This is a genomic window from Streptomyces argenteolus, assembly GCF_042902585.1.
In the GTDB taxonomy this organism is placed as follows: domain Bacteria; phylum Actinomycetota; class Actinomycetes; order Streptomycetales; family Streptomycetaceae; genus Streptomyces; species Streptomyces argenteolus.
In genome coordinates this window covers 347,460-360,868 of the sequence record NZ_JBIBEG010000007.1, presented here as the reverse complement: position 1 = coordinate 360,868, position 13,409 = coordinate 347,460, and the positions used below count along the sequence as shown (strand labels likewise).

At 69.5% G+C, this 13,409-nt stretch carries 14 protein-coding genes and 3 tRNA genes; 11 read left to right on the top strand and 6 right to left on the bottom strand.

All coding sequences use genetic code 11. The annotated features are described in order from the left end of the window. The first annotated feature begins 21 nt into the window (after positions 1-21). On the top strand, positions 22-801 hold the full coding sequence (locus tag ACFY8O_RS25205; RefSeq protein WP_145809763.1) for an exodeoxyribonuclease III: 780 nt from the start codon (positions 22-24) through the stop codon (positions 799-801). A gap of 27 nt (positions 802-828) precedes the next feature. Here the strand turns inward: ACFY8O_RS25205 and ACFY8O_RS25200 are convergent, their stop codons facing one another. After that, positions 829-1,119, bottom strand: coding sequence for a glutaredoxin domain-containing protein (locus tag ACFY8O_RS25200; RefSeq protein ID WP_387905978.1), 291 nt, complete (start codon positions 1,117-1,119; stop codon positions 829-831). A gap of 147 nt (positions 1,120-1,266) precedes the next feature. Between ACFY8O_RS25200 and ACFY8O_RS25195 the strand changes: the two genes are divergently transcribed. After that, positions 1,267-2,016: a Clp protease N-terminal domain-containing protein gene (locus ACFY8O_RS25195; RefSeq protein ID WP_387905975.1), complete on the top strand. Its 750-nt coding sequence runs from the start codon at positions 1,267-1,269 to the stop codon at positions 2,014-2,016. Positions 2,017-2,104: 88 nt separating this feature from the next. Here the strand turns inward: ACFY8O_RS25195 and ACFY8O_RS25190 are convergent, their stop codons facing one another. Next, entirely contained in the window at positions 2,105-2,884 is a 780-nt protein-coding gene (locus tag ACFY8O_RS25190; protein ID WP_145809759.1) for an SDR family NAD(P)-dependent oxidoreductase, read from the bottom strand. Between the two features lie 102 nt (positions 2,885-2,986). On the opposite strand from ACFY8O_RS25190, the gene ACFY8O_RS25185 reads away from it, so the two are divergent. From ACFY8O_RS25185 to ACFY8O_RS25165, 5 genes are all read left to right on the top strand, one after another. Beyond that, positions 2,987-3,448, top strand: a complete 462-nt coding sequence (locus ACFY8O_RS25185) for a DUF6278 family protein (protein WP_387905972.1) — start codon at positions 2,987-2,989, stop codon at positions 3,446-3,448. Positions 3,449-3,550: 102 nt separating this feature from the next. Then, positions 3,551-4,294 (top strand): amino acid ABC transporter ATP-binding protein, encoded by a 744-nt coding sequence (locus tag ACFY8O_RS25180; RefSeq protein ID WP_145809755.1) that lies wholly within the window; start codon positions 3,551-3,553, stop codon positions 4,292-4,294. Between the two features lie 10 nt (positions 4,295-4,304). Beyond that, complete coding sequence (locus ACFY8O_RS25175) at positions 4,305-5,219, top strand: glutamate ABC transporter substrate-binding protein (protein ID WP_145809754.1); 915 nt, start codon at positions 4,305-4,307, stop codon at positions 5,217-5,219. A gap of 16 nt (positions 5,220-5,235) precedes the next feature. After that, the gene (locus ACFY8O_RS25170; RefSeq protein WP_145809753.1) at positions 5,236-5,880 is read left to right on the top strand and encodes an amino acid ABC transporter permease; all 645 of its coding nucleotides are present in this window, start codon (positions 5,236-5,238) and stop codon (positions 5,878-5,880) included. Next, positions 5,877-6,752 (top strand): amino acid ABC transporter permease, encoded by an 876-nt coding sequence (locus ACFY8O_RS25165; RefSeq protein ID WP_387905966.1) that lies wholly within the window; start codon positions 5,877-5,879, stop codon positions 6,750-6,752. Before ACFY8O_RS25170 ends, ACFY8O_RS25165 begins: the two co-directional genes overlap by 4 nt. A gap of 224 nt (positions 6,753-6,976) precedes the next feature. On the opposite strand, the gene ACFY8O_RS25160 is transcribed toward ACFY8O_RS25165, so the two are convergent. From ACFY8O_RS25160 to ACFY8O_RS25145, 4 genes are all read right to left on the bottom strand, one after another. Continuing rightward, complete coding sequence (locus tag ACFY8O_RS25160; RefSeq protein WP_145810026.1) at positions 6,977-7,588, bottom strand: response regulator transcription factor; 612 nt, start codon at positions 7,586-7,588, stop codon at positions 6,977-6,979. Positions 7,589-7,642: 54 nt separating this feature from the next. Continuing rightward, positions 7,643-8,890 carry a sensor histidine kinase gene (locus tag ACFY8O_RS25155; protein WP_387905962.1) on the bottom strand — a complete coding sequence of 416 codons (1,248 nt, stop codon included), beginning with the start codon at positions 8,888-8,890 and terminating at the stop codon, positions 7,643-7,645. A gap of 114 nt (positions 8,891-9,004) precedes the next feature. After that, positions 9,005-11,308 carry a TOMM precursor leader peptide-binding protein gene (locus ACFY8O_RS25150; RefSeq protein ID WP_387905960.1) on the bottom strand — a complete coding sequence of 768 codons (2,304 nt, stop codon included), beginning with the start codon at positions 11,306-11,308 and terminating at the stop codon, positions 9,005-9,007. Next, on the bottom strand, positions 11,305-11,493 hold the full coding sequence (locus ACFY8O_RS25145) for a hypothetical protein (protein ID WP_387905958.1): 189 nt from the start codon (positions 11,491-11,493) through the stop codon (positions 11,305-11,307). The genes ACFY8O_RS25150 and ACFY8O_RS25145 overlap by 4 nt, the downstream gene beginning before the upstream one ends. Before the next feature lie 514 nt (positions 11,494-12,007). Between ACFY8O_RS25145 and ACFY8O_RS25140 the strand changes: the two genes are divergently transcribed. From ACFY8O_RS25140 to ACFY8O_RS25125, 4 genes are all read left to right on the top strand, one after another. Continuing rightward, positions 12,008-12,823 carry an AfsR/SARP family transcriptional regulator gene (locus tag ACFY8O_RS25140; RefSeq protein WP_387905955.1) on the top strand — a complete coding sequence of 272 codons (816 nt, stop codon included), beginning with the start codon at positions 12,008-12,010 and terminating at the stop codon, positions 12,821-12,823. Positions 12,824-12,968: 145 nt separating this feature from the next. Further along, positions 12,969-13,059 (top strand) — tRNA-Gln (locus ACFY8O_RS25135). Positions 13,060-13,115: 56 nt separating this feature from the next. Further along, positions 13,116-13,206: transfer RNA gene (locus ACFY8O_RS25130), tRNA-Gln, on the top strand. A 56-nt stretch (positions 13,207-13,262) separates the two neighbouring features. Then, a tRNA-Gln gene (locus tag ACFY8O_RS25125) sits at positions 13,263-13,353 on the top strand. Positions 13,354-13,409 lie beyond the last annotated feature (56 nt).

Genomic DNA, 13,409 nt, shown 5'->3' with positions numbered 1-13,409 from the left:
GGGAGCGGTTAGGTTTACTGCATGCGCATCGCGACCTGGAACGTCAATTCGATCACTGCCCGGCTCCCCAGGCTGCTGGCCTGGCTGGAGAGCAGCGGCACGGACGTGCTGTGCCTCCAGGAGACCAAATGCACCCTGGAGCAGTTCCCGGCCGAGGCACTGCGCGAGCTGGGCTACGAATCCGCGGTCAACGCCACGGGCCGGTGGAACGGCGTGGCGCTGCTCTCCCGCGTCGGCCTCGCGGACGTCGTGACGGGCCTGCCCGAGGGCCCTGGCTACGAGGACGTGCAGGAACCGCGGGCGGTCTCGGCGACCTGCGGGGGCGTCCGCGTCTGGTCGGTCTACGTCCCCAACGGCCGCGAGGTCGCCCACGACCACTACGCCTACAAGCTGCGGTGGCTGGAGGCGCTCCAGAAGGCCGTCGCGGCGGACGCGGCGGGGTCGCTGCCGTTCGCCGTCCTCGGTGACTTCAACATCGCGCCCACCGACGAGGACGTCTGGGACCCCGCGGTCTTCGAGGGCGCCACACACGTGACCCCGGCCGAACGGGCCGCGCTCGCCGCGCTGCGCGAGGAAGGTCTCTCGGACGTGGTGCCGCGCCCCCTCAAGTACGACCACCCGTACACCTACTGGGACTACCGCCAGCTCTCCTTCCCGAAGAACAAGGGCATGCGCATCGACCTGGTCTACGGGAACGCCCCCTTCGCCGCGGCGGTCAAGGACAGCTACGTCGACCGCGAGGAGCGCAAGGGCAAGGGAGCATCCGACCACGCCCCGGTGGTGGTGGACCTCGACGTCTGACGGCCGTCGGGCCGCCGCGGAGCGGCGTCAGCGCTCCGGCGCCGCCTTTGCGGGCAGCAGGTGCGGGGCGTGCTCGGTGACGGCCCGCACCACCTGACGCTTCGAGGGATTCACCAGGGCTCGCCCCGCGACGGAGACCGTCGGCACGGTCTCGTTGCCGTCGGCGACCGAGCGTACGAAGGCGGCGGCGTCCTTGTCCCGCCAGATGTTCACCTCGGTGTAGGTGAGGCAGGAGAAGCGCAGCCGCAGCCGGAGCTTCATGCAGTACGGGCAGCCGGGCCGCCAGTAGACGACCATGCCGCCTCGTTCTTCGGTCATCGGATGCCCCTCGCTCGTATGTCCTCAGTCTCTCCCGATCTTCCTGGAGTTCACGGCCTGCGGCCAGGCGTTCCGGCGGCTCCGACGGCGTGTGCGGGTGTCAACTGCGGGTTGACACTCCGGGGGTGTCAACCTAGGGTTGCCCTCATGGCGACGAATCCGGTGCAACCCAGCCCTCCCTTCCGCCTCGGCGACCTGATCGAGGGGATCAAGAAGACCCATACCGACGCTCTGGAGCAGCTGTCCGGTGCGGTGGTGGCGGCCGATCACCTGGGCGAGCTCGCCGATCACCTCATCGGGCACTTCGTGGACCAGGCGCGCCGCTCGGGCGCGTCATGGACGGACATCGGCCGCAGCATGGGTGTGACCCGGCAGGCCGCGCAGAAGCGGTTCGTTCCCAAGAAGCCCGACGAGGCCTCCGACCTGGACATGAGCCAGGGCTTCAGCCGTTTCGACGAGGAGGCCAGGAGCGCCGTGGTCGGCGCGAGCAACGCGGCCCATGCCTCGCGCAACGACGAGATCAGCCCCGAGCACCTCCTCCTGGGCCTCGTGGCCCTCCCGGACTGCCTCGCCGTCCGGGCCATCGCCGAGCAGGGCGTCCCCGCGGACGCGGTCCGTGAGGCGGCGACACGCGCCCTGGCGGCTCCGGCCGACGAGCTGCCCGCGCTGATCCCCTTCGATCCGGGGGCGCGCAAGGTCCTGGAGCTCACCTTCCGGGAAGCGCTCCGCCTCGGCAACGACGTCGTAGGGTCGGGCCATCTTCTGCTGGCCCTCCTGGAGTTCGAGGACGGCGGCGGCGTCCTCACCGGACTGGGCCTCGACAAGGCGTCGGCCTCGGCGTCCGTCGCCGCGCTCGTCGCCGCAGGCGTCGAGGAGCCGCCGGGCGCCGGGAGTTAGAGCTCCGCCGGGATCCCGGACGCCTCGTCCTGCGAGGGTTCCGCACGACCGCCGGCGTCGCCCCTCTCCCGGGGCGGCGCCGCCCGCCTCAGTGCACGGAGAAGCCGCCGTCGACGAAGATCGACTGTCCTGTCACGTAGGCCGAGGCGGCACTCGCCAGGAACACGGCGGCGCCCGCGAAGTCCTCGGCCAGCCCGTTGCGCCCGACCATCGTGCGCGCCGCCAGTGCCGCCACCCGCTCGGGGTCCGACGACAGCCGTGTGTTCAGCGGCGTCATCACGAAGCCGGGAACCAGGGTGTTGCACGTGACGCCGTGCGGCGACCAGGCCTCCGCCTGGGAGCGGGCCAGCGATTCCAGGGCGCCCTTGGAGACCCCGTACGCCCCGCTCTGCACGAAGGCGCGGTGCGCCTGCTGCGAGGTGATGTGGATGATCCGGCCGAAGCCGCGCTCGGCCATACCGGGTCCGAACCGGCGGCCCAGCAGGTAGGGCGCCTTGAGGTTCACCGTCATCGTCGTGTCCCAGACGTCCTCGTCGAGCTCGCTCATCGGAGGCCGCAGGTTGATTCCCGCGCAGTTGACCAGGATGTCGGGCTCGCCGAACGCGGCCGCCGCCTGCTCGCCGGCCGTGCGCACGCCCTCGCCGGTCGCCAGGTCGGCGCTCACCCAGGCCGCCCGGAGGCCGTCCGCGGTGAGTTCACCGACCGTCCGGGTCAGTCCCGCCTCCCCGCGGGCCACCACCACCACGCTCGCCCCCGCGTGCGCGAGGGCTCCGGTGATGGCGCGGCCGATGCCGGAGCTGCCGCCCGTGACCACGGCGACCCGGCCTTCCAGCGAGAAGAGTTCGGAGAGGTAGTTCTGCGAGGTCATCCCCACACCCTAGACAGCGGGGCCCTGTTCTCCCCGGCCAGGGTCCCCGAAGAGTCGCGTGGCCTGCGGTGCGGAACGCGCCGGGAGTGGGATCCTGGGGGTATGAACATCCCCTTCCTGGACAACTGGCGTAAGCGTCAGGGCGGTACGCGCACGGTGTCCCTCGCCGCCGCCGTCGAGACCGATCCCGACGGCGTGGCCGAGCTGTTCGCGGAATGCGAGTTGCTCCGCGCGCGCGCGGCCCAGGGCGGGCTCGAACTCGACGACAGCCCGGCCTCGTTGACCGCGCTGGACCAGTTGCCTCCGGTCTGGCGCGACGACCCGGAGGAGCTGCCCTGGGTGGGGAACGACGCGGGCCTCTACCTCGGCACCGTCCTCGTCCGTACGGTCCCCAACGCCGCCTGGGACATCCTGGCGGGCGGGCAGCCTGTCGTCCGGCTGGCCTCGGGGCGTGAGATCGACGTCGTCACCGCGGGTCTGGACTGGGCGATGTCCGGGAGCCCGGAGCTCTCCGAGATGTACGCGGAGTCGGCGGAGAGCGGCCCCGAGGTCAAAACGCGATAAACAGCCTTATGCGCTGTTGGTGCGTGTCGGCCCCCGCCCGTGTGTCAGGCCTGGATAGTTTGCGCTGACCTCGACACAAGCGATAAGTGGGTAGGGCAACGTATGGCCGTCGATCCGTTGATCGAGCTGCGGGACGTCAACAAGCACTTCGGGAAGTTGCACGTACTGCAGAACATCAATCTCACCGTCGGCCGCGGGGAGGTGGTCGTGGTCATCGGCCCCTCCGGTTCGGGCAAGTCGACGCTCTGCCGGACCATCAACAGACTCGAGACGATCGAGTCGGGCCACATCGCCATCGACGGCAAGCCGCTCCCCGAGGAGGGAAAGGGACTTGCCCAGCTGCGGGCCGAAGTGGGCATGGTCTTCCAGTCGTTCAACCTCTTCGCCCACAAGACCGTGCTGGCGAACGTCTCGCTCGCCCAGCTGAAGGTCCGCAAGCGCAAGAAGGAGGAGGCCGACCGGCGCTCCCGGGAGCTGCTGGAGCGGGTCGGGCTCGCCTCGCAGGCGGACAAGTTCCCCGCCCAGCTCTCCGGAGGGCAGCAGCAGCGCGTCGCGATCGCCCGAGCCCTCGCCATGGATCCCAAGGCGCTCCTGTTCGACGAGCCGACCTCCGCGCTCGACCCGGAGATGATCAACGAGGTGCTGGAGGTCATGCAGCAGCTCGCGCGCGAGGGGATGACCATGGTGGTCGTCACCCACGAGATGGGCTTCGCCCGGTCCGCCGCCAACCGTGTCGTCTTCATGGCCGACGGCCGCATCGTCGAGGACCGCACCCCGGAGGACTTCTTCACCGCCCCGGAGAGCGACCGCGCCAAGGACTTCCTGTCCAAGATCCTCAAGCACTGACGGGGGCACAGTGTTGCGTACGAGAAACATCGCGGCCGTGCTGGCCTGCCTCCTGATCGCCGCGCTCGCCGCCGGATGCGGCAGGGAGGGCAGCCCGCCGGTCAAGGGGCCGAAGGCGGAGGCCCTGCCCGATTACACGGTCGACACCGGCTTCGAGCTGCCGGAGTCGAAGACCTGGAAGAAGGCGAAGCGCCGCGGGCACTTGGTCGTCGGAGCCAAGGAGGACCAGCCGTACCTCGGCGAGAAGGACCCGGCCACCGGCGTCTACTCCGGCTTCGACATCGAGATCGCCCGCATGATGGCGGCCTCCCTGGGCTTCGAACCGGACACGATCCGCTTCCGTACCATCGCCTCCGCCAACCGCGAGACGGCGCTCCAGAACGGTCAGATCGACTACTACGTCGGCACCTACACGATCAACGACATGCGCAAGAAGCTGGTCGGCTTCGCCGGCCCCTACTACATGGCAGGCCAGGGACTGCTGGTGCGCACCGACGAGAACGACATCCACGGCCCCCAGGACCTGGCGGGCAAGACGGTCTGTTCGGCCGCGGGTTCCACGCCGTACCAGCGCATCGCCGCCGACTACCCGGAGGCGGACCTCGTCGCCTACGACACGTACTCCATCTGCGTCGACAACCTGCTGACCTTCCAGGTCGACGCGGTCACCACCGACGACGCCATCCTCCTCGGCTTCGCGGCCAAGGCGCCGGACGAGATGAAGGTGGTCGGCAAGCCGTTCTCCGAGGAGCCCTACGGCATCGGTGTCCCGCGCAGCGACAACGCGCTGCGCTTCGCGCTCAACGACGCGCTGGAGGAGAACGAGAAGAACGGGAACTGGAAGAAGGCGTTCGAAGCGACCCTGGGCCTGTCCGGGGTGCCCGCGCCGACGCCGCCGCCCATCGACCGCTACCCGGCGAACTGAGGGGCGGGCCACCACCATGGACGTACTGACAGAGAACTGGTCGCTCTACGGCGAGGGATTCCTCGGCACCGTCGAACTCACCGTGTACGCCTCGATCCTGGCACTCGTGCTCGGCTTCGTCATGGCGTCGTTCCGGGTCGCCCCCGTGGGCTCGCTGCGCGCGATCGGCACCGTCTGGGTGACGGTCCTGCGCAACACCCCCCTGACGCTGCTGTTCTTCGCCGTGCTGCTGGGCCTGCCGCGCTTCGGCCTGGTCCTGCCCTTCCAGGTCTTCGCCGTCCTCGCCCTCGGCTGTTACACCTCGGCCTTCATCTGCGAGGCACTGCGTTCCGGCATCAACACCGTACCCACGGGGCAGGGCGAGGCGGCCCGCAGCCTCGGGATGTCCTTCAAGCAGACGCTCGGCACCGTGGTGCTCCCGCAGGCCTTCCGTTCGGTGATCCCGCCGGTGGGGTCCACGCTCATCGCCCTCGCCAAGAACTCGGCGATCGCCGGAGCCTTCAGCGTCACCGAACTGCTGGGCACCTACAAGACGCTCAACGAACTCGGCTACAGCATCATCTGGTCCTTCGTCTGGATCGCCGTCGGATACCTGATCATCACCCTCGCCATCAGCGCGATCTTCAACGTGTTGGAGAAGCGCTGGGGAGTCGCCCGATGACCCACACCACCGAACACGCCACCGCGCTCTACGACCTCCCCGGGCCCGTCACGCGCAGACGCCACTTCGTCTACGGACTCATCTCGACCGCCGCGATCCTCGCCCTGATCGGCTGGATCCTCTATCTGCTGTTCGACACGGACCAGTTCACCAGCGCGAAGTGGACGCCCTTCATCTACGTGGGCATCCAGGAACTGCTGCTGCGCGGACTCGGCAACACCCTCAAGGCCTTCACCTACGCGGCTGTCCTCTCGCTGCTGCTCGGGGCCGTGCTGGCCGTGGGGCGTCTCTCCGAGCACAAGCCGGTGCGCTGGGTCTCGACGCTGCTGGTCGAGTTCTTCCGGGCCATGCCCGTGCTGGTGATGATCTTCTTCATCTTCGTCGCCCTCAAGGTCCAGGCCCTTCCCGCACTGGTGGCGGGACTGACCCTCTACAACGGGTCCGTGCTCGCCGAGGTCTTCCGTACGGGCATCAACTCCGTGGAGCGGGGCCAGCGGGAGGCGGCGTACGCCCTGGGCATGCGCAAGACGCAGGTGACCACCTTCGTCCTGGCCCCCCAGGCGGTCCGCGCGATGCTGCCCACGATCATCAGCCAGCTGGTGGTGGCGCTCAAGGACACCTCGCTGGGCTACCTGATCACCTACGAGGAGTTCCTCCACGCGGGCAAGCTGATCGCGTCGAACCTCGACTACGACCTGCCGTTCATCCCCGTGGTCATGGTGATCTCGCCCATCTACATCGGAATGTGCATGCTGCTCTCCTGGTTCGCGACCTGGGTGGCCAGACGGGAACAGCGCAATCCCAAGACGGAAGGGACGGGCGTGGCGTCCGCCGAGCCAGGAACACTGCTGCCGGGCGGACGCCCGCACTAGCCGCCGGTCAGTCCGCCCGGCAGCAGTCGGTGATCACTCCTCGGGCCGTGGTAGCGGCACGGACCGGTTCCCCGCCGGCGAGGAGAAGGTCAGCTGTGAGCCGGTCCGGTCGTGCCGACGTGACGAGGACGACCCAGTCTCTTCCTCACCGCTGACCGCAGGCGGACCTGCCGGGTGGTCCGCTCCATGGTGTGCGCCGTGGAGCGGACCACCCGTCGCGTCTCTCAGACCAGCCAGCCCGACTCCCGGGCGATACGGATGGCATCCACCCGGTTACGCGCGTTGAGCTTGGACACGATGGTGGTCAGGTAGTTGCGGACCGTGCCCTTGGAGAGATAGAGCCGGGTGGCGATCTCCGAAGCCTCCGAACCCTCGGCTGCCAGCTGGAGCACCTCCGACTCCCGTGCGGTGAGCGGGCTCTCGCCGACCCCCCAGGCGGCCATGGCCAGCTGGGGATCGACGACCCTGCTGCCGCTCGCCACCCGCCGTACGGCCTCGGCCAGCTGATCCGGAGGGGCGTCCTTGGCGAGGAAGCCGTACACGTGGCCGGACATGGCCCGGCGCAGAGTGCCGGGGGCGCTCAGGCTGGTGAGGATCAGGACCCGGCACTCGGGGACCTGCTCGTGCAGCAGTGCGCCCGCCGTGAGGCCGTCGAGTCCCGGCAGGTCGATGTCGAGGATGGCGACGTCGGGCCGGTGCTCGCGCGCCGCCTGGACGATCTGGTCGCCGCGCTCGACGTCCGCGACGACCGAGATGCCCTCCTCCAGGTTGAGCAGGGCGACCAGAGCCCCTCTGACCATGTTCAGATCTTCGGCGAGCAGTACGCGTATCACCAGGGCCCCCGTGGTCAATGTGTACACAAAAGAGAACGTTTGTTCGATACTAATGGCTCAGGGCTGCGCCGACTCCACGGCCGAGGGCGACGGGTCGTGGTCGCCGGAGCGGCGGGAGCGTACGTCCTCGGCCCGCAGCGGAGCCGTGGCGACCAGCCGGAAGAACCGGCCGGAGCCGTCCGGGGTGGGCCCGCGCTCCACGGCCAGCCTGCCGTCCACCGCCTGGAGGCGCCGTTCGAGGTTGCTCAGTCCTGATCCTCCGTGCTGCGAGGGCACGGAAGGAGTCGGCGGGACCCCGTCGTTGGTGACGGTGAGCACCGCCGTCCCTCCCCGGACGCGGGCGGCGATCGTGCAGGTGTCCGCCTTGCTGTGCCGGAGGAGGTTGGTCACGCCCTCCCGGAGCACGGTCGCGAAGACGGTCCCGGTCTGCGGGCTGATCCGGTTCACCTCGGGGTCGGCCTCGACCCGTACGTCGATGTGGGCGGCCGTCAGCACCCCGCGGGCGGAGGCCATCTCCGAGACGAGGGACATCTGCCGGTAGCCGCTGGCCACCCGGCGGACGTCGGCGAGTGCCTGCCGGGAGATGTCGAGGACCTCCTCGACCTCCTCACGCGCCCGTTCGGGCTGGGTGCGGATCAGGCGGTGGATCAGTTCGCTCTTCAGCGTGACGGCGCTGAGGCTGAAGCCCAGGAGGTCGTGCAGGTCCCGTGCGAAGCGCAGCCGCTCGGTGGCCACCGCCATGTTCGCCAGTTCGGTCCTCGTGCGGTGCAGTTCGACGATGAGCACGGACAGGCGGGACAGACCGTAGACGACGAGGCCGGTGAGCGCGGTCGTCTGGCACATGTACACGATGTCGATGAAGGAGCGGTGCTCCAGGACGCCCGGAGCGATCAGGACGAGGCTCGCCGATCCGTACAGCGGCCACGACCACCGGGCCGGCAGGAGCAGGAGCAGGGATCCCGCCAGGAAGCCGGCCATCGACCCCCACAGCACGCCGATCCACTCGAGCGGCGCGTAGGTGAGGAGCGCCTGTGCGCCGAGCGTGAGGAGCCGGCGCGGGAGGGGTGCGTCGCGTGCGCCGGCGGCGGAGTGGTGGAGCTGGAGCAGGAAGATGAGGGGGAGGGTGACCGCCGCCGAGGCGACGGCGGGCCCGCCGGGGTGCTGGCTCACCAGATTGAGCATCGTGATGGCCAGATAGCTGAGCAACGCCGCGATGAGGATGCACTGGGCGAGGCGCGCGGGAGGCACCGAGGTGCCCGGGTGAGGGGACGGTGCTTCCGGATGTCTTCCGTCCGGGGAAGCCATGTCCAGTCGATCCCTTTCACCAGCCGGTGCGTGTCCTCGCAGGAGTCTAGGGCCGCAGGGAGGCGAGAACAGGGGGCCAGGTGGTGAGTGACACTTGCTGGGATCGTGATCTGGTCACACGAACAAAGGTGTGGGATTCAGGTCCTCGTACGGCGTCGGCTGCGCTACCCGACCTAGTTCGACGGGAACGTCGTAAAGTCGGCCGAATGCGAATCTTGCCCAGAAATGTCGCATCCCGGGCACGATGACCTTGAAAACGGGAAGTCCGATGTCGGGGCGGGTCTGGTCGAGGACCAACAGCTCCATGCCCTTCGACGCGACCGCCTCGGTGATGGCGGCGATGTCGTCGCGCAGGTCAGGTCGCGGTACGTACTCCCAGGCGTCCGGCGTGCGCGCCGTCCGGTGCTCGTCCGGACGCAAGTATGGCTGATTTGTGACAGTCGCTCCTAGCCACCACGTGCGAGGTTCGAGATCGGCGACGCCGTAGCCGGAGCCGTCGGCCTGTACGTCGGCGACCGCCGGCAGCATCTGTCCCAGTTCGGTGACCGCCCGGCGCAGGGCTACACGCGGGTCGAAATGAGCCCCGAAGCCGAAGATGATGTCCTCCGTGGGCACGTCCGTGCGCCGTGACAGGGCGGCCATGACGGGGATCCCGAAGTCCGAGGTCAGGTCGAGCACCCATACCTCGCGCCCCAGACCGCGGTAACCGTCGAGCAGCGCGGTGAGGTAGGGCGCCCGGAACGCGCGGAGATCGACCGCCGGTTGCCGGGTGCGGTTGTACCACCAGAGCGCCACCGCGTCCCGCTCCACGAGTTCCAGGAATCCCTGGACCACGGCGTCCTCCGGACTGCTGCCGGCCGCGTTGCCGTTGGAGTCGGCCCGCGGCTCGTGCGGTGAGGCGGGACCTGAGGGGAAGTACGCCATGGACGTGGGCAGCAGGCGGTGGGTGAGTCCGGTCAGGGACCATGCCGGGGTCCAGTCCATGGGCCGGTCCTCGTCGAAGCGTTCGGGGACGTACTGGAAAGGGGAACCGGAGGCGTTCCAGCGCCCACGCTCCTCGAACTGCCGATCGTGGTACAGCTGGCAGGAGTTGGGCAGGAGGGCGTCGGCCGCCAGCTCGCGGTAGCTGCCGCGCACGGTCGGCTCGTCGCCGTGGCGGGTGCCGCTGTACCTCTCCACGGCTTCGCACAGTGCGCTGACACGGGCCTCGGCCGGGGTCAGCCCCTTGCCCCCGCTGAGGGCGCGCAGTCCCGCCCGCAGGCCGGACAGGCTGTGCGCGCCGACCGCGAGGTTGTGGCCCGAGAGATAGGTCTCGGTGAAGCCGGGGGCCCGTGGCGCACGGCGCACGGCCTTGACGATCCCGGTCACCGGTTCGACGAGGTGCCCGTGCCGCTCCAGCATCTGTTCGGGTGTCAGGGCCCGGTGGCCGTTGCCACTCTCGCCGGCCTTCAGCCGGGACACGGGGACGAACGGGGCGCGGACCCGCTCGGCCACGAGCCCGGGGTCGCCGCAGACCGCGCACTGGGGGAGCCTCGGCACCGGGTGGGAGCGGGACGCCAGGGTGAGCGTGTCCAGTACGTGGATCGAGGACTGCCCCGCGTACCGCAGGCCGGCGAGCCACTTGGCCGCCTCCAGCACGGCGGTGTTGACCGCGAGCGCCCGGCCGGCCGGGAGGGACACGGAAGGAGCGGCGGGCGGCCGGTCCAGGCCGAGAGTGTGCTGGACGGCCCGCTCCGCGCGCCGGTGCAGACGGAGCCGGGCCGCCAGGCAGGACCAGCAGGGGCCGTCGCCGCTGCCGAAGAAGGGGCCGACCCAGGGTTCCGTCCCGCAGAGCAGCACCGGCAGCCAGGCCGTGCCGGCGGACCGGTGCACGCGGTCCACCTCGGCGAGTTCGGGGGAGAGGTAGTCGTCGCAGAGGACGAGGGTGAAGCCGGCGGAGTCGTCCGGGCGGATGCCGGACGCCAGGCACGCCTCCCGTACCGGCCCCGGATCGGTGCCGGCCAGGGGCAGGATGCGGACCGAGGCCTCTGCGAGCGTCCGTGTGGCACGCGCGCCGTCGAGCCCGGCCAGGTCCCAGTAGGCCTCCGCGGCCCGGTCGGACGGAAGCTCCGTCCGACCGGGCCGCGGGCTGAACCGGACGAGTCCGGCCTCGCTGAGCCGGCGCAGCGCGTCGCGGGTCTCGTCCGCCGTGAGGGCGGGGGAGGCCTCGCGCAGTACTGCCGCGGGGGAACGGGTGCCGTCGAGCAGGGGCACCAGTACTTCGGCCGGCATCCCGCGCAGCGCGGTGACCCCGCGCCGCGAAATCAGGTAGACGGCCTCCCCACGGACGACCATCGGCTTCAGATGACTCTTGAAACCCACGAGAACCGAGGTGTCCTCGGGTGTGGCGGGATGGCCGTCCCGGCTCAGATCGGTCACTGCCGGCGCTGCCCGGCCTGTGCGTCGCGACAGGTGCTGTCGGCGTCGTCCTGCAGGATGCAGTACGTGAAGGCGACAGCTGAGTCGTCCATGACCGAGTCGAGGCTCTCCACCGTCAACTGAGCCGGGGCGGGACGCCGGGCCGCGATGTTCCTGGGTGCGGCGAGCATGGTGGTACTGAGCATGGGAGTCATTACCTTCCGTTCGTTAGCCAGGGCGGAGCGCTGTCGGCGTGCATTCTTCGGACGTACAGAAGTGGTAGACAGTGTGCAAATCATGGTTATGAGGTGAAGCTTTCATCTCGGGGGTGTGAGACCGGATGTGGGGGGCACGGAAGTGGGGCCGATGAAGCGCCCGTGCCCTGCTCGGGCCTGCGGGTGGCCGCTGTGCCGAGGGAGCTTCGACTCCGGGAGCCGGGCCCGCCGGAGGCCCTCCCCCTGGCGCTGTGACGCCCGGAGAGTGCACGTGACCGACGGTCTTCTCCGGTCCGTCTACGTCGATCGACGGAGAGGGGGCCTACGCGTTCGAGTGCGGAGGGGCGGGCGCTGCTTTCACTTATGCGAGTCAGTCGACTGATTGTGGTCAATTCACGGTTACCTATTGAGCAATTCCCATGCCTCGCGTGATCAGGTACCTCGCTGGCCGGATGTTTCCTATGCGAACCTTGCGCGGTATTCGGTCACTTGAGGAGATGATCCTGTGAAGATCGAGTTGCTGGGCTCTCTCGCCGCGGAGAAGTGTGGGAAGTCGTTCGTGCCCAGTGCGGCGAAGCCACGGCAGGTTCTGGCACTGCTCGCGATGCGGGCGGGCCGGCTGGTCCCGACCGCCACCCTGATGGAGGAACTGTGGGGGGAGAGACCTCCGCGCAGCGCTTCGACAACCCTTCAGACCTACATACTTCAGGTCAGGCGCCACCTTTCCTGGGCCGTCAGCGGGTTCGGTCTCTGCCCGAAGGACATCCTGGTCACCGCGCACGGCGGGTATCTGCTCAATGCGCGGCCAGGGGCGGTGGACGCGCATCGGTTCATGGAACTCGTGAGTGCCGGAGACGCGGCGCTCGGCGCCCGTGACGACCAGGCGGGCTCGGAACTCCTGGGACACGCCCTGCGGTTGTGGAAGGGGCCGGCCCTGGTGGACGTCAAGGCGGGTCAGGTGCTGGAGATCGAGGTCATGCGCCTGGAGGAGGCCAGGCTCGGAGTGCTGGAGAAGAGGATCGGGGCCGACCTGCGGCTCGGCCGGCACAACGACATCATCTGCGAGCTGACCACTCTGGCCGCCCAGCATCCGATGCACGAAGGGCTGCACGCCCAGTTGATGGTCGCGCAGTACCGCGCCGGGCGCGCCTGGCAGGCCCTGGAGACGTACCGGCGGCTGCGCGACACCCTCGACGAAGGGCTGGGCATCGCGCCGTCCGGCCTGGTCAAGCGGCTCTACCACCTGGTGCTGACGGCGGACCCGCAGCTGAGGGGCAGCCAGGAGCAGGCCCACGCGGGTATGGAGCGACTGGTGGGGTGAACTGGCCGGTGCCCGCCGGGGTGTGCGCGTCGCCCCGGCGCGGGGCGGCCCCGCCGCCGATCCGGTCAACCGGACGTCAGTGGCCCGTCAGATGGACCTGCCATAGTCGTACTTGTGAACGGCACGGGAGACCGGCCGGGAACGAGGAGAGGTGCCCGGAGTGGTTTATCGGGGGCCTGGATTTTGGTCCGGGTCGGGTTTTACCGCCTTCGCAGGTTCGAATCCTGCCCTCTCCGCTGGTGCCGGTGGGTGGGTGGCCGGTGTTGCCCGGTGGGTGTGTGGCCGGGGTTTGGGAGAGGTGCCCGGAGTGGTTTATCGGGGGCCTGGGCTTTGGTCCGGGTCGGGTTTTACCGCCTTCGCAGGTTCGAATCCTGCCCTCTCCGCTGGTGCCGGTGGGTGGGTGGCCGGTGTTGCCCGGTGGGTGTGTGGCCGGGGTTTGGGAGAGGTGCCCGGAGTGGTTTATCGGGGGCCTGGGCTTTGGTCCGGGTCGGGTTTTACCGCCTTCGCAGGTTCGAATCCTGCCCTCTCCGCTCTTCACTCTGCCGGTGCGGCGGACTCCCCCCGGGTCCGCCGCACCGGCGACGCA

Coding starts and splice junctions, on each gene's coding strand:
- ACFY8O_RS25205 (WP_145809763.1), top strand. CDS start 22: ATGCGCATCGCGACCTGGAACGTCAATTCGATCACTGCCCGGCTCCCC.
- ACFY8O_RS25200 (WP_387905978.1), bottom strand. CDS start 1,119: ATGACCGAAGAACGAGGCGGCATGGTCGTCTACTGGCGGCCCGGCTGC.
- ACFY8O_RS25195 (WP_387905975.1), top strand. CDS start 1,267: ATGGCGACGAATCCGGTGCAACCCAGCCCTCCCTTCCGCCTCGGCGAC.
- ACFY8O_RS25190 (WP_145809759.1), bottom strand. CDS start 2,884: ATGACCTCGCAGAACTACCTCTCCGAACTCTTCTCGCTGGAAGGCCGG.
- ACFY8O_RS25185 (WP_387905972.1), top strand. CDS start 2,987: ATGAACATCCCCTTCCTGGACAACTGGCGTAAGCGTCAGGGCGGTACG.
- ACFY8O_RS25180 (WP_145809755.1), top strand. CDS start 3,551: ATGGCCGTCGATCCGTTGATCGAGCTGCGGGACGTCAACAAGCACTTC.
- ACFY8O_RS25170 (WP_145809753.1), top strand. CDS start 5,236: ATGGACGTACTGACAGAGAACTGGTCGCTCTACGGCGAGGGATTCCTC.
- ACFY8O_RS25165 (WP_387905966.1), top strand. CDS start 5,877: ATGACCCACACCACCGAACACGCCACCGCGCTCTACGACCTCCCCGGG.
- ACFY8O_RS25155 (WP_387905962.1), bottom strand. CDS start 8,890: ATGGCTTCCCCGGACGGAAGACATCCGGAAGCACCGTCCCCTCACCCG.
- ACFY8O_RS25145 (WP_387905958.1), bottom strand. CDS start 11,493: ATGCTCAGTACCACCATGCTCGCCGCACCCAGGAACATCGCGGCCCGG.